The 24,130-nt window shown below is 62.2% G+C and carries 22 protein-coding genes, 1 other RNA gene and 1 pseudogene; 14 read left to right on the plus strand and 10 right to left on the minus strand.

Annotated elements, in window-relative coordinates; genetic code table 11:
- Positions 1–134 precede the first annotated feature (134 nt).
- Positions 135–1,679: a helix-turn-helix transcriptional regulator gene (locus ADJ70_RS03115; RefSeq protein WP_172674432.1), complete on the plus strand. Its 1,545-nt coding sequence runs from the start codon at positions 135–137 to the stop codon at positions 1,677–1,679.
- Positions 1,680–1,799: 120 nt separating this feature from the next.
- Here ADJ70_RS03115 and rnpB read toward each other — a convergent pair.
- An RNA gene (gene rnpB, locus ADJ70_RS03120) (RNase P RNA component class A) lies at positions 1,800–2,170 on the minus strand.
- A gap of 101 nt (positions 2,171–2,271) precedes the next feature.
- On the opposite strand from rnpB, the gene ADJ70_RS03125 reads away from it, so the two are divergent.
- Both ADJ70_RS03125 and ADJ70_RS03130 read left to right on the plus strand, forming a co-directional pair.
- Positions 2,272–2,913: a YigZ family protein gene (locus tag ADJ70_RS03125; protein ID WP_050343402.1), complete on the plus strand. Its 642-nt coding sequence runs from the start codon at positions 2,272–2,274 to the stop codon at positions 2,911–2,913.
- On the plus strand, positions 2,913–3,764 hold the full coding sequence (locus ADJ70_RS03130) for an HAD family hydrolase (protein WP_050343404.1): 852 nt from the start codon (positions 2,913–2,915) through the stop codon (positions 3,762–3,764). The genes ADJ70_RS03125 and ADJ70_RS03130 overlap by 1 nt, the downstream gene beginning before the upstream one ends.
- 423 nt (positions 3,765–4,187) lie before the next feature.
- Here the strand turns inward: ADJ70_RS03130 and ADJ70_RS03135 are convergent, their stop codons facing one another.
- Positions 4,188–4,796, minus strand: coding sequence for an HAD family phosphatase (locus ADJ70_RS03135; RefSeq protein WP_050343406.1), 609 nt, complete (start codon positions 4,794–4,796; stop codon positions 4,188–4,190).
- A 95-nt stretch (positions 4,797–4,891) separates the two neighbouring features.
- Here ADJ70_RS03135 and ADJ70_RS03140 point away from each other — a divergent pair, with 95 nt between their 5' ends.
- Positions 4,892–5,257, plus strand: coding sequence for a VOC family protein (locus ADJ70_RS03140; protein ID WP_050343408.1), 366 nt, complete (start codon positions 4,892–4,894; stop codon positions 5,255–5,257).
- Positions 5,258–5,298: 41 nt separating this feature from the next.
- Here ADJ70_RS03140 and ADJ70_RS03145 read toward each other — a convergent pair whose 3' ends face one another.
- Positions 5,299–6,798: an aminopeptidase C gene (locus ADJ70_RS03145; protein WP_050343410.1), complete on the minus strand. Its 1,500-nt coding sequence runs from the start codon at positions 6,796–6,798 to the stop codon at positions 5,299–5,301.
- A gap of 140 nt (positions 6,799–6,938) precedes the next feature.
- Between ADJ70_RS03145 and ADJ70_RS14465 the strand changes: the two genes are divergently transcribed.
- The 5 genes from ADJ70_RS14465 (at position 6,939) to ADJ70_RS15480 (ending at position 9,861) form a co-directional block, all read left to right on the plus strand.
- Entirely contained in the window at positions 6,939–7,109 is a 171-nt protein-coding gene (locus tag ADJ70_RS14465) for a hypothetical protein (protein WP_157051376.1), read from the plus strand.
- Between the two features lie 62 nt (positions 7,110–7,171).
- A complete protein-coding gene (locus ADJ70_RS03150; protein ID WP_157051377.1) occupies positions 7,172–7,687 on the plus strand; it encodes a hypothetical protein in 516 nt (171 codons plus the stop codon).
- Entirely contained in the window at positions 7,687–8,763 is a 1,077-nt protein-coding gene (locus ADJ70_RS03155) for an ABC transporter permease (RefSeq protein WP_050343413.1), read from the plus strand. Before ADJ70_RS03150 ends, ADJ70_RS03155 begins: the two co-directional genes overlap by 1 nt.
- Before the next feature lie 4 nt (positions 8,764–8,767).
- A complete protein-coding gene (locus tag ADJ70_RS03160) occupies positions 8,768–9,409 on the plus strand; it encodes an ABC transporter ATP-binding protein (protein WP_050343415.1) in 642 nt (213 codons plus the stop codon).
- Positions 9,410–9,729: 320 nt separating this feature from the next.
- Positions 9,730–9,861: a hypothetical protein gene (locus ADJ70_RS15480; protein ID WP_256381302.1), complete on the plus strand. Its 132-nt coding sequence runs from the start codon at positions 9,730–9,732 to the stop codon at positions 9,859–9,861.
- A 253-nt stretch (positions 9,862–10,114) separates the two neighbouring features.
- Here the strand turns inward: ADJ70_RS15480 and ADJ70_RS15265 are convergent.
- From ADJ70_RS15265 to ADJ70_RS13975, 3 genes and pseudogenes are all read right to left on the minus strand, one after another.
- Positions 10,115–10,408: pseudogene (locus tag ADJ70_RS15265) on the minus strand (C1 family peptidase); the annotation flags it as partial.
- Between the two features lie 97 nt (positions 10,409–10,505).
- Entirely contained in the window at positions 10,506–12,107 is a 1,602-nt protein-coding gene (locus ADJ70_RS03170) for a hypothetical protein (protein ID WP_050343418.1), read from the minus strand.
- The gene (locus ADJ70_RS13975) at positions 12,100–12,981 is read right to left on the minus strand and encodes an ATP-binding cassette domain-containing protein (RefSeq protein WP_050343420.1); all 882 of its coding nucleotides are present in this window, start codon (positions 12,979–12,981) and stop codon (positions 12,100–12,102) included. Before ADJ70_RS13975 ends, ADJ70_RS03170 begins: the two co-directional genes overlap by 8 nt.
- Before the next feature lie 962 nt (positions 12,982–13,943).
- Here ADJ70_RS13975 and ADJ70_RS15615 point away from each other — a divergent pair.
- A complete protein-coding gene (locus tag ADJ70_RS15615; RefSeq protein WP_083443774.1) occupies positions 13,944–14,486 on the plus strand; it encodes a tyrosine-type recombinase/integrase in 543 nt (180 codons plus the stop codon).
- A 157-nt stretch (positions 14,487–14,643) separates the two neighbouring features.
- On the opposite strand, the gene ADJ70_RS03180 is transcribed toward ADJ70_RS15615, so the two are convergent.
- Entirely contained in the window at positions 14,644–15,993 is a 1,350-nt protein-coding gene (locus ADJ70_RS03180) for an aminopeptidase C (RefSeq protein ID WP_050343422.1), read from the minus strand.
- Positions 15,994–16,205: 212 nt separating this feature from the next.
- On the opposite strand from ADJ70_RS03180, the gene ADJ70_RS03185 reads away from it, so the two are divergent.
- Positions 16,206–17,660 carry a CCA tRNA nucleotidyltransferase gene (locus tag ADJ70_RS03185; RefSeq protein WP_050343423.1) on the plus strand — a complete coding sequence of 485 codons (1,455 nt, stop codon included), beginning with the start codon at positions 16,206–16,208 and terminating at the stop codon, positions 17,658–17,660.
- Between the two features lie 8 nt (positions 17,661–17,668).
- Here the strand turns inward: ADJ70_RS03185 and ADJ70_RS03190 are convergent, their stop codons facing one another.
- The 3 genes from ADJ70_RS03190 to ADJ70_RS14475 all read right to left on the minus strand — a co-directional run bounded on the left by ADJ70_RS03190 (position 17,669) and on the right by ADJ70_RS14475 (position 20,066).
- On the minus strand, positions 17,669–18,340 hold the full coding sequence (locus ADJ70_RS03190; protein WP_050343425.1) for a CoA pyrophosphatase: 672 nt from the start codon (positions 18,338–18,340) through the stop codon (positions 17,669–17,671).
- Positions 18,341–18,646: 306 nt separating this feature from the next.
- Positions 18,647–18,949, minus strand: coding sequence for an STAS-like domain-containing protein (locus ADJ70_RS03200; RefSeq protein WP_050343429.1), 303 nt, complete (start codon positions 18,947–18,949; stop codon positions 18,647–18,649).
- 742 nt (positions 18,950–19,691) lie between these two features.
- A complete protein-coding gene (locus tag ADJ70_RS14475; protein ID WP_157051381.1) occupies positions 19,692–20,066 on the minus strand; it encodes a hypothetical protein in 375 nt (124 codons plus the stop codon).
- Between the two features lie 832 nt (positions 20,067–20,898).
- Here ADJ70_RS14475 and ADJ70_RS03210 point away from each other — a divergent pair.
- From ADJ70_RS03210 to trpD, 3 genes are all read left to right on the plus strand, one after another.
- Positions 20,899–22,392: an anthranilate synthase component I family protein gene (locus ADJ70_RS03210; protein WP_050343433.1), complete on the plus strand. Its 1,494-nt coding sequence runs from the start codon at positions 20,899–20,901 to the stop codon at positions 22,390–22,392.
- Positions 22,392–22,964: an aminodeoxychorismate/anthranilate synthase component II gene (locus ADJ70_RS03215; protein ID WP_050343435.1), complete on the plus strand. Its 573-nt coding sequence runs from the start codon at positions 22,392–22,394 to the stop codon at positions 22,962–22,964. The genes ADJ70_RS03210 and ADJ70_RS03215 overlap by 1 nt, the downstream gene beginning before the upstream one ends.
- A gap of 136 nt (positions 22,965–23,100) precedes the next feature.
- Positions 23,101–24,123 (plus strand): anthranilate phosphoribosyltransferase, encoded by a 1,023-nt coding sequence (gene trpD, locus ADJ70_RS03220; protein WP_050343437.1) that lies wholly within the window; start codon positions 23,101–23,103, stop codon positions 24,121–24,123.
- Positions 24,124–24,130 lie beyond the last annotated feature (7 nt).

Here is a 24,130-nt window from a genome sequence, read left to right on the forward strand (position 1 = left end):
GATACATCGGATCGACTTGATACATCGGATCGCAGGCAGGGTGAGAAAGAAGCCCTGCGTGCAAGAGTCTGAGGGAGAGGGCGCGCATGAGACAGCTGCGATTGATGTTGGACCTTGCAAGAACGGGAGCTTGCATGAGGGCAAGAGCTGCAGTACCCCAGCTGGGTTGCTCCATAGGAGCGGCCACCCTCATCTTTATTCCCATGCTTGTGTCTGCGGATCCCACCCTTACAGCTGTGCTCTCCCATACCGCGTCTTCCGCTGTCGCATGCGCGCTGGTCGCCGTTGCGGGCGCAACGTATCTTGCGCAGCGAGATGTCGCGCCGCCCGCAGCCCTCGCGCCGGCTTTGCTGGTCTCGTTCGTCGCGTCCTCCCTCGTCTATGCGCTCAGGCTGGACGTGACCACATCGATCGCAGGCGATGCCTTGGGGTGGGTGTCGCGCCTGGTCGCATGGATGAGCCTCGCAGCACTCGGGCCGCTCTGGGTGTTTCCTGCAGGCGGCGGTGCCGAGGGCCTCAGGGCCTCCCGGCTGGCCTTCATGGAGATGGTGGGCCTGCTCGTCCTCTTCACGCTTGGGGTGGCCGCACATGTGTGCATGGCTGGGGTCGTGGCTGAGGGTATGCTTGATCAAAGTGGCCGTCTTGGCTTTGCGGTAGCCGCCTTTGCGTTGGTGATGTCCTGGCGGTGTCTCTCGAGGCTGCTCTCACACATACGCCTTGCCCCTGGTGTCCCTCAAGATGGCGCGCAGGGCGATGCCGAGGCGTGGGGCCAGGCCCGTGCAATCGAGAGGCTTGACGGGGCCGAGAGGCTGACGGGACGTGAGAGGTCGGTCCTTGGCCTGCTCTCAGAGGGCAAAGCTCAGGTACAGGTCGCAGTCCAGCTCGGCATTAGCCCCTCCACAGTCTCCACCTATCGTGCTCGGGCACTCAGGAAGCTTGGACTTCCTGCCGACTGCGATCTGCGCCACCTCGGGACAAAGGACGCGGCGCCCGTCGTGCATCCTGCCGTCCGTGTGTCCCGGGTGGCTCCTCTCGGGGGCTTTCTGCTTCCTTTGGCGTGCGTCCTTTTGGGGGTGCTCCTGGAGGGCCTGAGTCTCTCCCAGGGTTGGGACGCAGGCCATGTGGGGGTGCGCCTCGCCCTGTCGTGGGTAGTCATGCTTTGGCTGGCGGTTCGTCTTTGGGTACCTAAGGAGCTGAGCCTCGACACGATGATGGGAACAAGGGCTCTCGCTGTGGCGTCGGCCTGTTGCTTGGGGCTGCTGCTTGGTCCGACGGCAGCGACCGAGCAGGGCGTCTCTCTCTTCGGCTTCCTGCAATTCAACCTCAGCACAAGCAACTTCCTCTTACTGCTCCTCTGCTGCGCCGTCCTACTTGCTGTGGCACATTCGCTCTTGTCTAGGGGACCTTCCTGTGATATACCCATGGGTCCCCAGGGAGAGGAGGCCTGCCTGCACTACCTCATCGGCCGAGGGCTCAACGAGCTGCAGGCGAAGGTCACCTTGGAGCTTGCCCGGGGCCAGAGCCGAAGGGACATAGGCCAGAGGCTTCACGTGGCCTTGGGTACGGTGAGCTCATACAGTTTTGGTGCGTATCGCCGCCTCGGCGTCCACTCAAGAGCCGAGCTTGCCAGGCTCTTGTCCAGAGACGTCGGTTACAAGGGGGATGGGCGCATCGCGTAGGTGGAACGTAGAGTCCTATCATCCGCCGTCGAGCTGTGCAGTCCGCAGTCGGGTCCTCCGCCTCGTTCGGCCTTTCACCTCGTTCGCAGTCGGGCCCTCTGCCCCGTCCTTGGGGCGCATGAGCGAAGTGGGCCGATAAGCCGGGTTCTGTCGTGGACGGCCATTTATCTACGGGCACCGTTACCGGTGCTCTCTAGCACGCAACCCGAGCGCAGTGCGGGCCACACCATGGCGCTCCTATTTGCGCTTGCTCCGAAAGGGGCTTGCCAAGCCGCCTGGTCGCCCAGGCGCTGGTGGTCTCTTACACCACCGTTTCAGCTTTTCTCTCACCCGCCTGAGCGGGCAGCGGGAGTCTTCTTTTCTGCGGCGCTTTCCGTCGGGTCACCCCGCCTGGCCGTTAGCCAGCTTCCTGCCCTGTGGAGCCCGGACTTTCCTCATGGCCCGCCCTCCGGTCTACAGATGACGGGCCCCGCAGTCGTCTGGCCCACTTCGCGCGACCGATTGTAGCACAGGTGTAAGAGTTGACCTAATCTAGCCGTTTTTTGCATGTACCATAGGGGGAGAAGGCGGAAACGTTTGGCGGGAGGTGGGCGTGGGTCAAGCTGAGTTTCTTACCCTTAGGAAGGGTGCTGAGGTCACGGGCGAGGTCGTGGATCGCCGCAGTCGCTTCATCGCCCAGATCGCCCCTGTGTCGAGCGAGGCCGAGGCGGGTTCTTTCATCGAGAGGGTTCGCTCCCGTCATCGCGATGCCCGCCATAACGTGCCCGCGTGGCTTCTCTCCGACGGGCGCGAGCGCTGCTCGGACGATGGCGAGCCACAACGCAGCGCTGGCATGCCGACGCTCGAGGTTCTGCGGGGTGCGGGGCTCGCCAATGTTTGCTGTGTGGTCACGCGCTACTTTGGCGGCACGCTCTTGGGGACGGGTGGGCTCGTGCGCGCCTATGCCGCAGCGACACAGGCGGCGGTGGCGGCGGCGCGGGACGCTGGCGACATCGTGCGCATGGCGCTCGTGCGTCGCGTGACCTGCGTCATCCCCTACGGGGCCTACGAGCGGGTCAAAAGGATGGTGATGGACATGCAGGGAAGAGTCAAGGACAGTATCTTTGCGAAGGATGTGCAGATGAACTGCGTCTTTCCAAGTGGGAGCGAGGGAGCCTTCGTCGAGGCCCTACGTGAGCTTTCTGGTGGGGAGGAGCTCTGCATCGTGGGTGAGCCCATGTTTGGGGAGCTTTGATGATCGGCCTTTTCGCAAGTGACCTCGACGGTACGCTCCTCGGTGCGACCCATCGCGTGGGCAGGCAGGTCCTCTCTGCGGTCAGGGTCGCCTGCGACTCCGACAGGCATTTTGCCGTGGCGACGGGACGAACCCTTCGCTCAACCGATGACCTCGGTTTCTCGAAGCTGCCCATCGAGGCAATATGTGCCAACGGTGCCATCGTCTTAGGGCGTGACAGCGAGGTCATGTACCATGTGCCCCTCGATGCGGACTTCGTGGGGGAGCTTTTGGAGAGCTTTCCCCAGGTCTCCTTCGAGTGCATATCGCTTGACCATACCTATCTACGCATCTCGAAGGAGCAGTGGGAGGAGGGCTGGCGGCGCAGGATGGGCCTGCTTGCGCGTGTCGCGATGCGTGGCATGAGGATGCGGGAGGGGGAGTGCGTCTTCGACCAGACGGACGCACGCATTCTCAGCCACGAGATCGTGAAGGTGAACTGCCGCGTCAGTGACGACCCAGCGCTCACACAAGGTGTCCTCGACTTCGTGGCGGCCCATGCCGACAGGGCCATCAACGCGCCGTTCAGCGTTCGCCTGTTCGAGATAACCGACCCCCGAGCGACCAAGGGCGATGCCGTCGCGTGGCTGGCCAGGCAGCTTGGACTTTCCGAGGGTGAGGTCGCCGTCTATGGGGATGGCGGCAACGACCTCACGATGCTCTCGCGCTTCGAGCACTCGTACGCGCCCTCGGGGGCGATTGCCGATGCCAAGCGGGCTGCGGCGAAGGTCATCGGATCGAACCTTCTCTATGCCGTGCCGCGCCACATTCGCTCGACTGTAAGGCGAGAGAGGCGCGCCAGCAGGGCATAGCCAAGGGGATGCGGTTGGCCACGCGCTGGGTGAACAGCCCTGCTGGGCAGCCCGATGCTAGCCCGCCGCATAGCCCGATGCTAGCCCGCCGCATAGCCCGATGCCAGCCCGCCGCATAACCCGATGCTAGCCCGACGCACAGCCCGCTGCCAGCCCGACGCACAGCCTCGCCGCGCAATAGTGTACACAGATCGCCAAAAACCGCTACTTGACACGAAATATCCCAATTTGTGTACACTATTGAACGAGCGGGGAAATCATTAGTGTACACAAATTGAGAAAATCCATCGTTTGCGCGTGTTTGAGGCCATTTGTGTACACTCTTTGCCCGCACTCACGTGGCGCCACTTACTTGCCCGCACACAGGCGCCACCCGCCCGCGCACACAGAGAGTTACCCGAGAGCGGATGCGCACGCGCCCTCCTATAGCACGGTGCCTCGGCGCCTAAGCTCGGCCTCCAAGCCCTTGGCGTCATCGAAGAGGTAGGCCGCAAGCCCTGCCGCACGGGCGCCAATCACGTTGTCCTCATTGTCGTCCACAAAGAGACAGCTCGAAGGCTCCAGCCCGTAGCGATCACAGAGTAGCAGGTAGATGCTCGGGTCAGGTTTCATGAGCCTCTCGAAGGCGGAGACCACCCAACCGTCCATGAGAGACCAACAGGGGATGCGCGTGCATGCTCGCTCAAAGCGCAGCCCTGCATTTGAGAGCAGGTAGATGCCACGGCCCGCCTCGTGCAGACGTCTCGCGAGCTCGTTGGTTTCGGGAATGGGGGGCTGGTTGAGGTCCCATTCGGCGAGAGCGCTATGGAGCGCCGCGTGCAGGCGCTCGGGCAGTCTCGTTTGGGCGATCCTCTCCATCGTGTCTTCGTCGATCACGCCGGCATCGAGCAGGGCCCAGGACGGGTTGGCAAAGAGCGCCTCGTTGAGCAGTCGCGCGTCATCCTCGTCCTTCGTGAAGATGCGCGAGAAGAGCATCCCGTCAAAGCGCAGCAGCACGTTTCCCATGTCAAAGATAACGTTCTCGATGCCCATCGGACCTCCTCGACCTGCCCCTTGTCTGTATGCCCCTGCGCGTGGGGCACATGCTGTTACAATGATATATCGACCACGTCGACCAAGGGGGTCTCATGAAGACAAGATTCGTCCATCGCTGCACGCACGTGCTCGATAAGGAGAAGACCATCGACTTCTACAGGGAGGCGTTGGGACTGCGCGTAGACAGGGAGCACGGTCCCGATGACGGCTCATGGACCAACACCTTTCTGGTGGATGACAACTCGGGCTTCGAGCTTGAGCTCACGTGGAATCGCGGGCGCACCGAGCCCTATGACAACGGCGGCCTGGATACCCACATCGCCTTCGTCGTGGATGACTTCGAGGCTGCTCACGCCCTCCATAAGAGGATGGGCTGCATCCAGTATGAGAACGAGGAGATGGGACTCTACTTCATCCTCGATCCTGACGGCCAGCGCATCGAGATCCTGCCCGAGTAGCCTGCCTGCCCTGCCTGTCGAACCTGTCTGGGTAGCCCTGCTCAGTCACGCCTGCCGGCGCCGAGTGCCCTGCCCATGCTGCTCCAGGGCTCGACCTCGATGTCCTGACTCTCGTCGTCCCAGCTGTCCAGTAGCTCCGTGGGCACGTACTCACGCCGGACGTCGATCTCGCCGCCATAGAGGTGGAACCAGTCGGCGCTCATGATGAGGTAGCCGTCCTTGCCGGCATCCTTGCCCCAGCTGTTCTCGACGCGCCAGGCCTTGGGACTTCCGTTCCCATCGAGCTCGACGCCCTGGAAGGTCATGGCGTGCGTGAGCGAGGTCTCGTGCAGGTCCAGCATGTCAGTGCGACTCATGGAAAGGTCGATGCCAAAGAGGCCGTCCACATCCACGGCATCGGTCGAGAGCACGTACTTGAAGTCCTCTATGTGGCGGGGGAAGTTCTGCATGACATCGCAGGCCATAGCCAGGGGTCTGCCGTCCTTGAGGCTGGCTATGGCAGCCTGGTCGAGCAGCTCGGGCTCGACGTTCAAGAAGCGCGTCCTCATGCCGGCGATGAAGGAGTCCGTCCTGAGCAGCCTATAGACCCTGCCGTAGGGGAAGCGCTCGCTGGGAATGGAGACGAGGCTGACGTAGGCCGTAGGGTCTGTCGGCACGTAGCGCTCGACGAACTCGAGCGGCGTGAGGCCAAGGTCGCGCAAAATCTGCGAGGGTTTCTCGTCCTTGTCCTTCGTGCCTGTGGCGGCATCGCTCCCCGTGCCCTCGCCTTGTCCTTGTCCCTTCACCTGTGGTGCGGGCTCGATGGGAAAGAGCTTCTTAGGGTCTGCCTTGCAATCCTTGCCAACCTTGAGCTCGAGGTCGAAGCGGGCGGGTGGCTCACCCAGGCAGACGCAGAGGATCTGGTGAACGTCGGCCAGAAGCTCCTGCTTCCTGGCACGCAGGTCGTCCGTGCCCACGCCGCCTTGTGCCTCACTGCGCAGGATTCCTGCGGCCCTGCGCAGCGCACGGTTCAGCTGGCCATCCATCTGTGCGGAGTTCTTGGAGCAGGCGGTCTCGCCCATTGCGTCCTTGGGGACAAGCCCCCACTTTCTGACGATGTTCATGGCAAAGGGATAGTAGCCCCCATCGTCCAGACCGTTCTCAAGTAGGTCCTCGACTTCCCGGGAGTCGGTGGGCAAGTCGGTGGTGTCGATGATGCGCTCGAGCGTGGCGTTGGCCTTCTCGAGCTTGTCGTAGAACATGCCAAAGGACTGGGAAAACTCGAACGTGTCCACATCGAGGAAGCGCATGGTCTCCTGACGCAGCACGTTGAAGGCAGAGAACATCCAGCAGCGACCGCTCTGGCGCTGATTTGTGATCTCGCCCGTCTTGGCGATGGCGATGCTGTAGGTATCGGTGTAACTGCGCATGCGAGAGATGTCGCGCGCGGCTGCCATGACATCCATGGAGGTCACGGAGTTGCGTGCGATGCGATTGGCGCGCTCGCCTGAAAAGGCGCAGCTGCGCTTGCGTGTCCAGGTCGTATCAAGCTCTGCGGTCATGCGGATCCTCTCGGTGGGTGGAACGTTGCTGGTTTTGAATCGTGGCGTCTCATTCTAAGGCGCGCTTGTCGAGCCTTGCAGCAAATCTGGATGAGTTTAGGGTTATTGTAAGAGGGTCGGCGAGACTCTGGGGGAATTCCATGGGTAGCTTTCTGCGTCGGGTATTGGGAGGCATCGGCTGGGGGAGGTTCTGTGGACGCATGATCCTGCAGCTTGCCTGCTACGTGCTGTATTTTGCCCAGCCGTTTCTCTTGCGCGAGCTTGTCGGCAGGGATGTCGGCCCGCTGTGGGGTGTGCTGTTTGTGAGATGAAGCTGCAAGCTGACAGGTCATAAGAGATTTAAGGGCGCCATTGGAACATGCCAAGGAGGAGGATGATGAACGATAAGAAAAGAATTTGGTTTCCTTGGATTTCCTGCAGTACTCTGCGGGCATTTGAGGAGATGCTGGAGAAGGAAGCTGCAAATGGTTGGTTTCCCGTGATTGGTATATGGAACTTCCTCTTTTTGACTTTTATAAGAGGCGAGGGAGGGAGGTTCTCCTATTTTATAGATTTCCAGATAGGATACAGAAAGGGACAAGAGGGGCTACAGGGTTGGAAATTAATCGGGAACTTCTCAAATTTGTTCTTCTGGAGGTGTCGGACAGGAAACGGTGAGCATATCAGCTCCACCAAGAAGGCGGAGGCTTCTAGAAGCTTTCGTAGAACTCTAATCCTCATGACAGTCTGGGCCGGTGCTATTGCCATCGCAGCGCTAACAGGGTATTTTATCCGGGCCTCTCACCCTGTCATTTACTGGTTGATTGCCTTGGCTGCTTTGATTGTTGCTGTAGTTGTCGGTAGAAAGGCGGCCTACATAGAAAGTGAGTACAAAGGAGATGCAGTATAGTGGGGGCATTCATATATTTCCGAAAAAATAAGAAGAAGGCAGTACTAATCAGTCTCGTCATTGCCCTAGCTGCTTTCTGCATCTATTTCATTACAACTCTGGTAGGCTCTGTATACGCAACCGCCTTTGACGCCGGTGTAGTTCCTTTCAGTAAGTTTTCTGTAGCAGTGTATAAGGGAAAGGCAGAGGACGGTGGGATATCTCAAATTGAGAATCTAGCAGATATAGATAAATATTATCAGGTTGGGGTTTCCAGCATGCAAATCAGCACTGTAATGGGAACCACCTCCTCCTATGTTATCCTGACTGACCAAACAGGCGAACTAAAGGAAATCCTGGATAGGTGCGGAATAACGAGCGATGTGGAAGTCAATGACCTTAGGGAGAATGATCTGATTCTCCATCAGGATTTATTAACGAATAAGAAGAAAAAGATAGGGGACAAGTTAGAAGAGCTAAGGATCACAGGTGTCTATAAGGGAGATGTTAAAGAAGCCTTTGGTCTAGTGTCGGAAGAAGACTTCTTTACCATTGGTGGTCCCCAAAGCTATTTAATTTTTCCTAAAGAAGGCCGGATGACAGATCTCAATCAGGAATTGAGTGATTTTGACCAAGGAGAATGGACAATTCAGTCTTACGACTCTGCACTCAGCAATCTGGATAAGGACTTCTCTACTATTAACTTAATTCTTACTATTGTTGTCATTATGGTCTCTATCTGCATTGCAATAGCTTTGGCGGCGTTGGTTTACACCATGTATTCCCACCGCTATGAGGAGTTTGCTATTCTCAATGCTATGGGGTACAGAAAAGGACAGATTTCGAAGATGATATTTGTAGAGATTATCATGATTTCGACCATAGCTACGGCAACAGGCTATGCACTCTCGTTGATAGCTCTGACACTGGTGAACCACTTTGTCTATTCCGGAATGGGACAGACTATGCAAATATTTTCTATCCGCAACAGCCTGTATACGCTTATCCTGCCTTTATTGGTAACTGTATGTGCGTTGGTATCCATTCTACAAAAGCTGAATGGCACAGATCTAATTTCGATCATAGAGAGGAGATGAGCTGATGGTACTTTCAGCGGTAAATTTGAGCCTTGCGTATAAGGATGGGGAGTCGTCACGTACAGTTCTGGATAATATTTCTATTAATCTGGATGATTCTAAGGCCAACATTATTATTGGTCCGTCCGGCTCTGGCAAGAGTTCGCTCATTTATCTCCTATCTACTCTACGGAAACCAACTTCCGGGAAGATTTTGTTGAACGGAAGGGATTTGACAACTACAAGGGATACCGCAAAGGTTCGCTATGATCATTTCGGCTTTGTATTTCAGCAGCACTTCCTAGTGCCATATCTCACTGTTAGAGAAAATGTATGTCTGGCAAGGAAGGATAAGAACCTGAAAGAAGAGGCAAGTAGAATACTGACAGCGCTCGATATAGAGAAAATCTCGGATAAATGCTCTTATGAGATTTCTGGAGGCGAGAGACAGAGAGTTGCTATTGCCAGAGCCCTGGTCAAGAATCCAGATGTAATCTTTGCAGATGAACCGACTGCTTCCCTGGATAAAGAAAATGCCCATAATGTCTTTTCGCTGCTTAAGGAAAAAACCAAGGATAGAATATTGGTTTTATCTACCCATGATACCTCTCTTCTGGAGGGTGATGAGAGGGTGATCAGAATCGAAAATTGCAAGCTGATTGGGTGAGACGCTGTTATTTTCTACAAATAATCTGATAATTCAATACCTTTAGGACTTTTGCATACTTCTCGACACTACCTACTGAGTAGCGACTTCACCGCATTCGTCTGTGTTTGACAACCTGACTTTGGCAGCTGATTTAACATGAACCAGCCGGCCACCTGCGACTACCGTTTCTCCCCCGCGTCCTTTTCCCGTTGCGTCTTCTGGCCCCACGCAACGTCCTTGCCCTTCCCGAACAGGGACTTGATGTCGGAGCGGCGCATCCACCTCCTCGGGGCCTCCTCGCCGACCAGCGCGAACAGCTCGTCGGTGAGGTCTGTGCGGTGGTCGAACAGCCATCAGCCGTCGCCCGCGTCCGAACACTCCAGGGCACGCAGGTCGGCCAGGATGGCGTCGGCGCCATGGCGGTGCCCGAGGGCGTGCTCGATCAGCCTCTCGATGAGGAGGGCTGTTAGCGTCGGAAGAGTTTAGCCACATCCAGTCAGGCGACAATCGCCAATCCCGGTAAGCCGATTCTGGCCAATGCGCCGGCAGCCGGTTGCCTAACTTATGTAGTGGCTACACTCCCTTGGGCTGCATCCCCCTGACCTTCGTCGCCTGCGGCACCGCCTCGACCGAGTAGGTGTCGAGCCCGCGGCCGCGGTAGCTCGGGCCGCGCATCATGAAGACCGATGCCTTGTCGAATACCCTGTCGAGCGCACAGGGCAGGGCCTCGTCCCCCGCGCGCTCCTCGTCCGTGAGGTACGCCCTGTCAACGACCACCTGATACACGTACTCGTCGAACCAGGCGTCGCTGAGCGTGTCGAAGCCGTCCCGCCCGTGGTCCTTGCCCCAGGAGTTCTCGACCTTCCAGAGCGCGGGGCGCCCGGCGCCGTCCAGGCGCACGCCCTCCAGCACCATGGCGTGGGTCATGAGCGACTCGCCAAAGTCCAGGCGCTCCGCCTTGTCGAGCGCGCCCTCCACGGGAAAGCCCAGGAGGCCGTCCACGTCGAGCGAGGCCGTCCACGTCGAGCGAGGCCGTCCACGTCGAGCGCCGCCGTGTCCATGGGAGGGGCAGATGCCACCTGTGACCATGAATTACGTTGGGGAGCGTACCCGCCTAATGAGGCACGTACTTGTATCCGCCTTGGCGAGCCATGTCCAAGGCCACTCTGATGGCGATCAGGCCAAGGATGAGGCAGGACCACAGGGCGTACCCCCTGGCCGAGAGACCCGCCCCCTGCTGGAACACGTGACGCATGGGATGCATGTCTGCCAGTCCGAGGGAGGCGAGCAGCCCGATCCCCGCCGAGGCCTGGAGCGCCGCCCACGTCGCGAAGAGCGCCAGCCTCGGGGCCAGCCGGCCTTGCCCCCACGAACCTTCGGACGCCATCGCCAGGGCCGGAAACAGCATCGTGGGAACCAGTCCGTCAAGGAACAGGTCGCATGGTGACCCCACCCCCATGAGCGCCCACCATCCGCTTGCGGCAAGGAGCACGAGCGCGCAGAATGCCTCGGTAGCCAGACACCTGAGTAACCTTACCTGAGGGTACTTGGGGGAGAGCGCGACAAAGGCGCCGGCGCGATCTGGCAGCTCCGCATCGCCCGTCCCGACGAGCGCGAGGCCGAGAGCGAGCGGGAGGACGGAGCAGGTCATGACGGACGCACCCCGCGAGGGGCTGTTCGAGAGGAAGACGAGGGGCGAGAGGACCAAGGCCAGGGCAAGCGTCGCTCGCAGCGGCCGCGCGAGGCCGATCGTCCTGATCAGCGCCGTCGCGCGCCCCTGGGACAGGATGGGGGCGCGTGCCCTCGACCCCGGACCGCCGCTGACCCCGCCCACCCGGCAGACCCCCAGGGCGACGTAGCACGCGACGAGCGAGATGACGCTCGCGCAGAGGAGGAACGGGAGGTTGAGAGAGGCCGCAGCCCTCACGGCTGCGTCGTGGCCCGCCATCGACTCCCACACGGCGCGAGGTATCCCCAAGGAGGGATCATAGGGGCTCCTGATCTCGAAGGGGGGCTCGAAGAGGGCGAGGTTGAGCGACTCGCCCGTCACGGTTACCGTTGCGAGCGACTCGGGGACCCGTCCTGTGCCTGTGACCCCCCCGAGGAGCCCGATGGACCACAGTATGCTCAGGACCCACCAGACGCCGTACGCGGCGACCGGGGCCGACCCCGAACGGAGGATGGGGGCCAGGGAGGCGCCGACGCAGGCGGCAAAAAGCGTGGTGGGGACGTAGACGAGGACAAGGGCACCCATCAGCTCTGGAAGGCCGACCGGGGCCGCGAGGTAGAAGCACGGGACGCACACGAGTCCTATGGCCCAGAGGTACGCGCAGGACGCCAGCGCCGAGAAGACGGCGGGAAGCCCAGGTGGGTAGCCGGATGCGAGGAGCATCTCTGCCCGTCCCCCCGACGTGCCCTTCCGCGCGGATCCCGCCGCCAGGCTGCAGCCGACCAGCCCGGCGATGGCCGCGACCCCCTGCATCGAGCGACCGGCGAACCTGCTCGCGGCGCCCGCCCCCGAGACGGTCGATGGGTTCACCAGCGCGTCGAGGGGTCCGCCCAAGGCGAATCCGAGCGCCACGATGGCGACGGCAGACAGCGCGAGACGCGGGACCCGGGCCGAGGCCCCGGCGACGGCCGCCTTGGCCTGTAAGATGAGAAGCCTCACGCGGCGACTTGGGGCGCGACTCATGCGGACGGGGGATCTGCTACCCATTGGACGAGAGCCTTCTCATGAGCTCCGCGTAGGCGTCCTCGACGGTGGGCTCGCGTCGCTCGCCGCCTTGGTCCCCGGGATCGGCGACGACGCGCACGCCCAAGAGTCCGCCCGGGAGACTGGCGCAGGACAGGACGGGGTGCCCCCTGCGGATGGACCGGAGCTCATCGGCCCGGATGGTCATGTACCTGACGCGATCCCCCAGGGCGGACGTGAAGTCGCTGGGACTGTCGTCCGCGACCAGGGAACCCTCCCTCAGGATGACGAGCCTCGCGCAGCCCATCTCGACGTCTTGGGTCACGTGGGTTGCCATCACGACGACCGCCTGACGGGAGACCTCCTCGATGAGCAGGCGGAACCTGATCCTCTCCTCGAGATCGAGGCCGGACGTCGGCTCGTCGAGCAGGATCAGTCTTGGGTGTCCGATGAGCGTCGCGGCGATCGCGACCCGCTGGACCGTGCCGCCCGACAGCTCGGAGAGCCTGCCTTCCGAGAGCACCTCGGTGAGGTTGAGCGCATCCGCCAGGCCCTCGATCTGGGCATAAGCCTCCCTGCGCGTGACGCCACGCAGCACGCTCATGAGGTTGAGGAAATCGAGGGGCGTGAGCGACGGGTGCAGCTCGAAGGATTGGGGCATGAAGGCGACCATGCCCCTGTACGCCCTGAGGTTCGTGCGGGGGTTTAGCCCCTCGAGCTCGATTGCGCCCTCCGACGGTCGCAGCGTCGTGGCCAGGATGCGGAGCAGGGTGCTCTTCCCCGAGCCGTTCGGCCCCAGCAGGCCCGTCATGCCGTCACCCAGCTCGAGGCTCAGCTTGTGGAGCACCTCCTGCCCGCGGAAGCTCTTCGTGACCTCCCGAATGCTAAGATGCGGCATTGTTGCTCCCCTCTCGAAGGCGGCGGGACTGCGGTGGGAATCTTGGACCAAGATTCGCTCGATCGCGGAGCCAGCTGCATGGTAAGGGGGTATGGCCCAAGCCCCGGACACGACACGTGGTGCGGACCGGGCGCCACCCCTATGATAGCCCAATCTCCGGCCGACTCCCCTGACATGCCCGGCCAATGAGTCGAGCCCCGCCCCTGCCGTCGTCCCGGGCCCCACGCTCGCGCCGATCGCCGGCCTCCTTCGAGGCGCACCCCGGCCCCGACCCCCTCGTCCTCGTCGTAGTCCTCGGGGTACCCTGCCGTCTGGCCTACGTCCGTGCCGCCGACCCCAAATACGTTTCACTCCCTCAGTTCGGGTCATATCGTCTAGGGCACCTACCACCACATCCACACGTCCGATCAGCCGCGCGACGTCACCACCAGGCACGACGTCACCGGCGTCTCGGCGATCCCGGAGGTGGCCATGGGCAGGCCCGGCCCGAGATACGGCGAGCCACTCTTCGGTCGGACCCACGTCTCCCGGTCTGCCTGGCCAGGCGGGCCAGAAGGAGCGAGCATACCCGCAAGTCCCGCGAGCGAGGGCTCGGCGCTCTTAACGATTGCGTCACGGGTGAGCTCGGGATCGAGCCGACGCCGCTCACGTTCGCGATATGCAGGTACGACCCCCCCTGCCCGACTGGTCTCAGCGCATGCGGGCGGATGGCCTCGCGAACGGGACCGTGAACTCGCGGCTCGCGATGGCGAGAGCCCATCTGCGCCACGCCGTTGACGCCGACCCGTCGCTGACATCGGCGTGGCTGGTCTCGCGCAAGGTTCCGACGCCGCCCGCGCCGAAGGGGCGGCGTCCCGTCACAGTGGCCGGCGACCTGCCCGCTTTCCTTGACGCCCCCAAGCGCACGCGCCTCGGCAACCGCGACCGTCCCATCCCCATCCCGCCGTTAACACGACACGGCGATGAGGGCGGCCGAGCCCGTTGGCGCCACTCTGGGCGACCTGGTGGTGCCGAGCGGGGCGCCGGCACCCGTGCCGGCTCGAGGCAAGGGGCGCAGGGAGCGGTGCATCGGCCCGTCCGACAGGGCGGACGGGCGCCTGCGTGTTTACCTGGACGCCTGTCATGGGGAAGAGCGCGACCCGTCGACGTCGCTGTCCTGCACCGTGGTCCACGGCGTGATGTACGCGATGTCAGAACGCAACGTCGAGCGCATCGTGACGAAGTACGGCGACGTCGCCCGGGAGGAGCATTCGGGCATCCAGCACACCTATCCCCACATGGTCCGCAGAACCCGTGCGACAACGCCCTGCCGTGACGGCGTGCCCATAGAGCGGGTGCCGACCCTGCCAGGCCGTGTCGTCACAAGATATGGAGCCAGAGTGAAGCGCAGCGGATCTGGACGGCCGCGACGAAGGACGAGAGCCGCCTGGGCTTCTACGGACTGGTTCGCGAGTTTCTCCCCGCGACGACGGTCATCTGCAGCGTGCACAGGAGAGACGAGCTGAGGCACTTCGACGAGGTCGTCTCGCTGGACGACGTCTCGCTTGGTGGGCCCCCGCCGGCCTGAGGCGCGCAGGTGGGCTCCCCGGCCCCCGCGCGAGCCGCCGCTCGAGCAGGGCCGCCCAGGGGCAGGGGGCCGGGGAGGGCGTGGGCTGGCTCGCGTCAGCGCGCCAGCGAGCCCATCGGGTCCCAGGGCTCGAGGACGACGGGCTCGGCCCCGTAGGCCGCGCGCTCCTCGTCCGTGAGGTACGCCCTGTCAACGACCACCTGATACACGTACTCGTCGAACCAGGCGTCGCTGAGCGTGTCGAAGCCGTCCCGCCCGTGGTCCTTGCCCCAGGAGTTCTCGACCTTCCAGAGCGCGGGGCGCCCGGCGCCGTCCAGGCGCACGCCCTCCAGCACCATGGCGTGGGTCATGAGCGACTCGCCAAAGTCCAGGCGCTCCGCCTTGTCGAGCGCGCCCTCCACGGGAAAGCCCAGGAGGCCGTCCACGTCGAGCGCCGCCGTGTCCATGATGCCCTCGTCTCGAAGGTAGCTCTGGGCCACGTCGCAGCCAAACCACACGGGAAGCCCGTCCTTGAGCTGGGACACGGCAAGCTCCTTGAGCCGTGCGGGCGTGAGGTTAAGGTAGCGGACGCCACCGTCCTCGACGACGTTTCCGAGGCGACTCACCGTGAAGCTCCTGCCAAAGGGCTTGTCGGACGTGGGCGCGCTGATCAGCGACACGTAGTCGTCGAGCTCCATGCCCACGGCCTTGTCGAAGAACTCCCGGGGCGTGAAGTGGCCAGAGAGCGCGACCTTGTCGTCCTTGTCGCGAAGCCTCACGTCGAAGCTCTTTGGCGGCTCGCCCAGGCAGGTGGTGAGCAGCGTATAGACGTCTCTCATCATCTCCTTTTTCATGGAGAGGAGGTCGTCCTCGTCAGCGCCCGCAGCCGCCGTCTCGCGCAGGCGCTTGGCCGCCGCACGCAGGTAGCGCGTGAGGTAGGAGTCCATCTCGCGGGTGTTCTTGGAGCAGGCCGTCTCGGGCATCGACTCCTTGGGGACGACGCCATACTTCTTGACGAGGCTCTTGAACATGTCCCACTGGCCGCCGTCGCCAATGGGATCGGAAAGCAGGTGCGCCACCAGACGACCGGAGAGGGGCTCGTCGAGGGTGTCAAGGATGTTCTCGAAGAACCAATTGCTCTTCTCGAGCTTGTCGAAGAAGAGGGGGTAGGTCTGCGAGAGCTCGAAGGTCTTGAGCTTATAGCGCTTGATCGTGCGAAAGCGCATGGTGTTCAGGCTTGCGAACATCCAGCAGCGGCCGGAGCGTTCCTGGTTGGTGCGCTCCCCCTGCGTGACCTCGATGTCAAACTGCAGCGTGTTTTGCGCGACGCCCTCGGGGACGCGGGCGGCCTTGCGCAGGCCCACCGAGCTCACGGCGTTCTTCGCGATGACGTTCGCCCGCTCAGAGGAAAACGCCTCCCTCGAGGTCGCGAGGTCCTCGGCGGTGATGCTTCTCTTATCGTCCATGAAAGTCCTTTCACAGCTATAGGCTCACTATCCAACCTGTCGAGCATAGCACGATGGTGCGGTTGTGGGTGTGGGTGTCCAGCCGCTCGAGGCGTCACGTCCTGTCCTCAGATCCCAGCGCATCTTGCCTTGCTGTGCACCGCATCCCGCTATACTGGCTTTAGGTGCCGTCCCGGCCCCGACGTGCCCGCCTTTCTCTGCAAAGGATGTCGATGAGCTCCCAGCCGTATGATCTTTCCCGTGACCTTTCCAGCCTCGTTCCCGTCCACGCGCTGCGCGTGCTCGAGGCGCTCGAGCGCGCGGGCGCCGAGGCCTGGATCGTCGGGGGCTGGGTGAGAGACGCCCTGCGCGGCTGCCCTGCCCACGATGTGGACATCACGACCTCTGCGCGCTGGCAGGAGGTAGAGCGCATCCTGCACGCCTGCGACATCGAGGTGCACGAGACGGGCACCGCCCACGGGACGCTGACCGCCGCCATCGAAGGCAAGCCCATAGAGGTTACGACCTATCGGATCGAGGGTACCTACAGCGACCATCGCCATCCCGACGAGGTGCGCTTCGTTCGCGACGTGAGGGAGGACCTCGCCCGTCGTGACTTCACCATCAATGCCATGGCCTTTCATCCCGCGCGCGGCCTGCTTGACCCCTTTGGCGGCCGCGATGACCTTGTGCGGGGGGTGATCCGGGCGGTGGGCGACCCAGGCGGGCGCTTTGGGGAGGACGCGCTGAGGGTGCTCAGGGCCCTGCGCTTCGCCGCGCGCCTTGGCTTTGCGATCGAGGGGAGGACCCAAAAGGCGCTTCGCACGCACGCCTCAGGGCTTCGCAGCATCGCGAGCGAGCGCATTGGCCAGGAGCTCTCGGGCATCGTCATGAGCGGGCGGCTCGCATGGGCGCTCATGGCCCAGACCGAGGTCATGTGCGAGGCCATCCCCGAGCTTAGAGCTTGCGTGGGCTTCGAGCAGCACAGCCCCTACCACGCCTACGACGTGTTCGAGCACACGGCGCGCGTCTGCAGGGCCGTCGAGGAGTTCACGGGTGGCCTCGCCTCTGCCGAGCTGCGCTGGGCGGCGATGATGCATGACATCGCCAAGCCCCAGACCTTCACGAGGGACGAGAGTGGGCGCGGTCACTTCTTTGGCCATCCCAGACGCGGGGCGGACGTCACGCAAGGCGTGCTCAGGAGGCTGGCGCTGCCAAAAGAGCTCGTGGCATCCGTGGTGGCGCTCATCCGCCTGCACGACCATCCCCTGAGCCCGACGGAGCGCTCCGTCTCGCGGATGCTCCTTGCGCTTGAGCGCGCGTGCCCGGGACATGCGCGGGAGCTTGCCTTCTCGCTCATCGACCTTAAGCGCGCTGACGCGGTGTCAAAGACCGTCACCGCTGCCTCGTATGCCATCGAGCTCGACCGAATGAGCGAGCTGCTGCGGCGCAGGGTCGCACGTGGTGTCTGCTGCCGGGTTAGTGATCTTGCCGTGGGTGGTGCAGACGTCATGCGCGAGTTGGGAGCGGCGCCAGGCCCTCTGGTCGGTGCCGTGCTGGCCGACCTCCTCGCCCAGGTGGTCGACGGGCGGCTTCCCAACGAGCGCGAGGTGTTGCTCGACGCCATCCGGACCAAGTCCAAGACCAGATCCAAGCGCAGCCTCGGTCTGCCTGAGGACCAGCCCTGACTCGCAGATCAGCTCCGACTCGCCGTGTGGGCGTGAGGGTTACCGTTTCCTCTCGGTGAGGGGCCTGCCGCCTCACCTCCCAGTCTCATGAGCTGGACGAAACGGTCGATGACCCGCGCCGTGGCGCCCCAGACGGGTGGGTCGGTGTCATAGAAGGGGATGTGGTCCACCTTGTTGCGCCAGGCGTAGTCGCGCCCTTGCGGGACCAGCTCCCAGGGGAAGTCGTCGGGAAACTCGCGAAGCAGGGAGACCTCGTAGCGACGTGGCTCGTGCGAGAGGAACCATGCGAGCGGGATCCTGAACGTGTGCTCGACCTCGTCGGGGCTGAAGCTACCCCCATAGTTTGCTATCGTGCCCACGAAGGCATGGAGCGTCGAGCCACCGGGCCCCTCGATGCCACCGAGGCCTGAGAGAAGCTGTATCTGCGAGGGAGCGACAAGAAGCTCCTCGGCTGCCTCGCGCAGGGCAGCCTCCTGTGGCTGCTCCCCAGCCTCGATGGAGCCTCCCGGCAGGCAGACCTCCCCGGGTTGGGTGGTAAGCGAGCGCGCCCGTCTCTCGAAGAGCACGTCATAGCTACCGTCTTTCCCACTGGCATCGACGAGCGACACGAGTACGGCGGCCCCGCGCCTCTTGCCCTGCCATCGCGCGAGCCCGCGCTCGAGCCGTCGTCTGATGTCCATGCCGCCTCCCGCTCACGTCGTTGGGGTCCATCACGTAGGATGGGTAAATGATAGCGCTATGGTAGATTATAGGATCGTTCGAGTGGGGAGGATCGGGCGATGAGACTCGAGCGACATCCGTCCCATGATCTCCAGGCGGGCGGGGCTTTGCCACTCGCAGCTGCCCTTTGCAGTGTACAGTGTCGCATTGGCTTGATGGAGATCGCTCGTGCCCACATTTCTGTCGTACCTAATCAGGTACCTCTCAGTGCGCTCACTGTCATGCATAGGTGTATGGCTGCTTGTCCGTTGGTGTGGGTGGGCCACCTAACGAGCCATGGCGGTATTCTGGGCGAGACGGGCATCTATTGCGCCACGTATGACACGAGCCCACATCGGCGAGATGTTCTTGAACGTTGTGCGTGCCCGCATCGCATCCATGCCCATGGTAAGTGCCATGCGCCCAAACACCTCGTCTGCAAACGAATTCGTGATACTGTCCACGCCCGAGAAATCAAACGTGACGACCTCTGCTGCGGAGATGACCTTTGGAAAGATCTGGTCATAGGCCACCCTGCCCGCTACGCGCGTAATCAATGCCTGACCAAAATCTGCCATTGAGATGACCATCTGACCCTCCTATCTCTCTTCTGTCATACCTAACGTATTACGTACCCCAGTCGCAACCATCGTCATTCCTAATAACTTACCACAGTGGGTTGGATTCGACATATCGACCATTTGTGGGATCCCATCGGGCTGGTTTGCTCTCGCCTCCATCATGCATATCGGAATCAAAAATGAGGCTTCGTGAGTTCGCTCGCATGCAGAGCGCGTCCCTTGGTGAGGCCCACACGCAAAGTGCGCTTTTCCGTGAGGGGCCGCACACAGAATGCGCTTTTCCGTGAGGGTCCGCGCGCAGAATGCACTTTTCCGTAGAGTGCGCTTTTCCTCACCTGGGCAAACGTGGAGCCACCTCACGCAAAGGCGCATTCTGCGCAGATGGCCTCACGTAAAAGCGCAGTCTGCACCCGCCACCTCACGGAAAGGCGCACTTCGTGCGACCGCTCGCATGCAGAGCGCGTCCCTTGGTGAGGCCCACACGCAAAGTGCGCTTTTCCGTGACATCGCCCGCCCAGAATGCGCCTTTCCGTGAGGGTCCGTGCGCAGAATGCGCCTTTCCGTGAGGGCGACACCCCCAGAGCGCGTCTTTACGTGAGTCGCCGGTTGCGGAGTGAGGCGCTTGTGTACGCTGTTGCGCCGTTGCGAACAGACGTGGGGACGCAGGAGTGTACACAGATCGGCGAAAATGGGCCCTCGGAGCCGGTTTGGGGCACTTGTGTACACTGTTGCGACGCGATTCGCCGAGGCGTCAACCCACACTAACCCCCGAAGAGCCAAAAATTTCCCTCTCTGTCTCTGGTATGCGCATGACTATCAGGGTGCCCGGGTAGTATAGGCCGTCCATGGTCTCGGTCCCGTTAGAGGACACATGGATGGCAGACTTTCTGATAACAGTCCATACGTGGCCCTCTGTGACCTTCGCCAGACGGGCGGCAAAGGCGAGCCCCATACCGCCGCTCACCTTATCTGTGCCTACCTCCGAACAGCCAAACCACTCATCGGTCTTAGCCTCGAATGCTAGGGTAACGAGCTCATTTATAGGATCGTTCGAGTGGGGAGGATCGGGTGATGAGACTCGAACGGCATCCGTCCCATGATCTTCAGACGGGCGGGGCTTTGCCACTCGCAGCTGCTCTTTGTCACGCGCCTTCTCGCGCAGGCGGTCTTCCGACTCGTGTAAGCATGGCAGGCACAGTGCTTCGATTCTCAGGCTCCATCCGCGCCAAATCGCGCCCAATCGCGCCAAATTGCGCCAAAACGCGCCACATGGGATATGTTGGCGCAAATAGGAAGCTCGTCGACGAAGGTGTTATCGCGCCGGTGGGCAATGGCCGGGCGCGGAGGTACGTGCCAGCTGGACAACACGTCACATAGCTATGTCGGTCAGCGATATGAGCCCGTTCTGTGGGCCACGTCTCGCAAATCTCCCTTGGTGGCATGGGCCTGCATGGAGGTCCGGACGAGGCCTTGTTGTCGATCGGAGTCGCCGAGGATCTCATTCGAACGACATCCGTCCCATGATCTCCAGACGGGCGGGGCTTTGCCGTCGAGATGGCGTGGATTATTCATGACGCGAAAATCAGCTGGTCTTGTCAGGCCTTAGCGGCTATAGTCTATCTTCAATCGAAGAGCGAGGCCAAACCTGTGAGGCGGAAGGTAGACGCAGCACGCGCGTACAGAGATTCCGAGGTGCTGAGATTCGGGACGAGATGCGAGGCGTTGAGTGGACCGCTGAGGGCGCACCGAACGGACCTGTGAGGTCTTACTAGGCTGCGACGTAAGGCACGCGTTAGCTGCCGGGGATGTGATGGCATCCCAAAAGTGCGCGGGCAGCTCTGCTCGCGAATCAAGGTGGCACCGCGGACTGTTGCACCTCATGGGTCCGTCCTTGACGTCCGGTTACAGTGGATTGTCGGGGATGGGCTTTTTTGTCCCCGCACAGGGGAGGTCGAGGAATGTATCCGTCCTTGGAGGAAGTCCGGCGCATCGCTGCGTCTGGTGACTACCGACGCGTTCCCGTGAAGCGGGAGCTACTGGCAGATGACTTCACCACAATAGGGGTATTGAGGGCGTTGCGCGCGACGAGCGCCCATGTGTTTTTGCTCGAGAGCGCGGAGCCTGGTCAGCACGCGGGCCGATACTCCTTTCTGGGCTTTGCGCCCAGCATGGAGCTGAGCTGCCTTGACGGCACGCTGAGGGTTCGTCGTGGCGTCGAGCTTGCCGGGGCCGATCCCGCAGTTGAGGTCCACCAGGTGGATCATCCCGGAGACTATCTCCGTCGGCTCATCGATGAGAACCGCACGCCGCGACTCGAGGGCTTCCCTACGTTCACGGGCGGTCTTGTGGGCTATTTCTCCTATGACTACCTCAAGTACTCTGAGCCCACGCTGCGACGCAAGGGCCTGGGGCAGGAGGACTTCCTCGACATGGACCTCATGCTCTTTGACGATGTCATTGCCTTTGACAGCTATCGCCAGCGCGTCATACTCATGACGGGCGTCCGCACGGACGACGTCGACGCGTCCTTTGCCCGCGCGGGCGCACGTCTCGATGCCATGGAGCGCCTCATTCGCACGGGCAGGCGCGGGGACTTCGAGCCGCTGCGCCTTAAAGGTGAGCTTACACCGCAGCTTAGCGAGGCGCAGTGGAAGCGCATGGTCGAGGTCGCGAAGGGCCACATCTACGAGGGCGACATCTTCCAGGTAGTGCTCTCGAACCCTATCTCTGCCCCGGCAGAGGGGAGCCTCCTCGACTGCTACCGGCTTCTGCGCTCCGAGAACCCCTCTCCCTACATGTTCTATCTCAGCTCGGATGACGTGGAGATCGCAGGCGCGAGTCCCGAGACCTTAGCCAGGCTCGAGGATGGCACACTTTACACCTATCCGCTCGCGGGTACCCGCCCGCGCGGCGCCACCAAGGATGAGGACGAGGCTCTCGCCCGAGAGCTCCTCTTGGACGAGAAGGAGCTCGCCGAGCATAACATGCTCGTCGACCTCGGCCGCAACGACCTTGGTCGGCTCGCCAGGCTCGGTAGCGTGAGAGTCGAAAACTACCTTGAGGTCCTGCGCTTTAGCCACGTCATGCACATCGCATCGTCCGTCTCGGCTACCATCGCCGACGGTTACGACGCCGTGGACGTGATCGACGCGGTCCTTCCGGCAGGTACGCTCTCGGGCGCTCCCAAGCTCCGCGCCTGCCAGATCATCCAGGAGCTCGAGGGCGCGAAGCGTGGCATCTACGGTGGCGCCATCGGCTACATGGACCTCTCGGGCAATCTCGATACCTGCATCGGCATACGGCTCGCATACAAGAAGGACGGCCGGGTCTGCGTCCAGTCAGGAGCCGGCATCGTGTCCGACAGCGTGCCCGGGCGCGAGTTCCAGGAGTGCCAGAACAAGGCCCGGGCTGTCCTGGACGCGCTTTGTAAGGCGCAAGGAGGCATCGACTGATGATCATCCTCATCGACAACTACGATAGCTTCACCTATAACCTCTACCAACTCTTGGGAAGCGCTCGTCCTGACGTCAGGGTCATCCGCAACGACGCGATGGGCGTAGCCGAGCTCAAGGGCCTCGAGCCGGATGCGCTCGTCCTCTCTCCCGGTCCGGGACGCCCCGATGAGGCGGGCGTCTGTGAGGCGGCTGTGCTCGCCCTCTCGGGCGTAGTTCCCATCCTTGGGGTGTGCCTTGGACACCAGGCCATCTGCGAGGCCCTTGGTGCCACCATTGTCCACGCCGAGCAGATCACGCACGGTAAGTCGTCGCTCGCTGCGCTCGACGAGGGCTCACGGCTCTTTGGTGGCATCGGACCGACCGCACGGGTCGGACGCTACCATTCGCTCGAGGTCGACCCAAAGAGCCTGCCCGCCTGCCTGCGCGTGAGCGCCTCGACCGAGACGGGCGAGGTTATGGCTGTGGAGCACCTGAGCCATCCTACCTTTGGCCTGCAATTTCACCCCGAGTCCATTCTCACGCCGTCGGGGGAGAAGATCGTGCGCAACTTCATGAGCCTCATCGAGTGAGGGCGCTGCGTTTTCGGCATCACGCGGGGACGCCCGGCCTTACTCCCACGGGCTCGTCCCCGCCCCACAAGCCCGCCTCACGCCCGTCACGTGGGGGTCGGGCGATGACACGACCCATCAACAGGAGGAATCGACCATGATCAAGGAAGCCATAGACAAGATAGTTCAGCACGGGGACCTCAGCTACGATGAGGCCTATACCACGATGCGAGAGATCATGGGCGGGAAGACCTCGCCCACCCAGAACGCGGCGTTTCTTGCTGCCCTCTCGACGAAGTCCACCAAGGCCGAGACCATAGACGAGATATCCGGTTGTGCCGCCGCGATGCGCGAGCTTGCCACGCCCGTGCCGCACCCCGGCATCGAGACGCTCGAGATCGTGGGGACGGGAGGGGATCGCTCCGGTACCTTCAACATCTCGACGACTGCGGCGCTGTTGTGCGCGGCGGCAGGCGCGAAGGTCACCAAGCATGGCAACAGGGCCGCCAGCTCGCAGTGTGGCACCGCAGACTGCCTCGAGGCGCTCGGTGTGAACCTTTGCCAAGACCCCGAGAGGGTCCTGGCGGAGCTTGGGGGTTGCGGTATCGCGTTCCTCTTTGCCCAGAGCTACCACGCGGCCATGGGCTACGTCGGCCCCATCCGCAGGGAGCTGGGCTTTCGTACCGTCTTCAACATCTTAGGCCCGCTCACGAACCCCGCACGCCCCACATACTTCCTGCTCGGTGTCTACGACGAGTATCTCGTTGAGCCAGTGGCTAAGGTCCTCGCGAAGCTCGGGGTGAGACGCGCCTACGTCGTCTATGGCACGGACCGCATGGACGAGATCTCCCTGTCAGCGCCCACCGCCGTCTGCGAGCTCAAGGAGGGCTATTACCGCAGCTTCACCCTGCAGCCTGAGGACTTTGGCCTCAAACGCTGCAAGAAGGAGGATCTCCTGGGCGGGACGCCTGCTAAGAATGCCCAGGTTGTGCGTGACATCCTTACAGGCAAGCTCGATGGGCCCAAGCGCGACGTGGCGCTCCTCAACGCCGGAGCGGCGCTTCACGTCTGCGGCGTAGCCGACTCCGTGGCAGAGGGCATCGAGGTCGCACGGGAGCAGATCGCAAGCGGAAACGCGATACGGACGCTCGATGCCTTTATCAGGCAGAGCAACGCGTGAGGGGCAG

Origin of the sequence: Olsenella sp. oral taxon 807 (assembly GCF_001189515.2) — a bacterium.
Classification (GTDB): Bacteria; Actinomycetota; Coriobacteriia; order Coriobacteriales; family Atopobiaceae; genus Olsenella_F.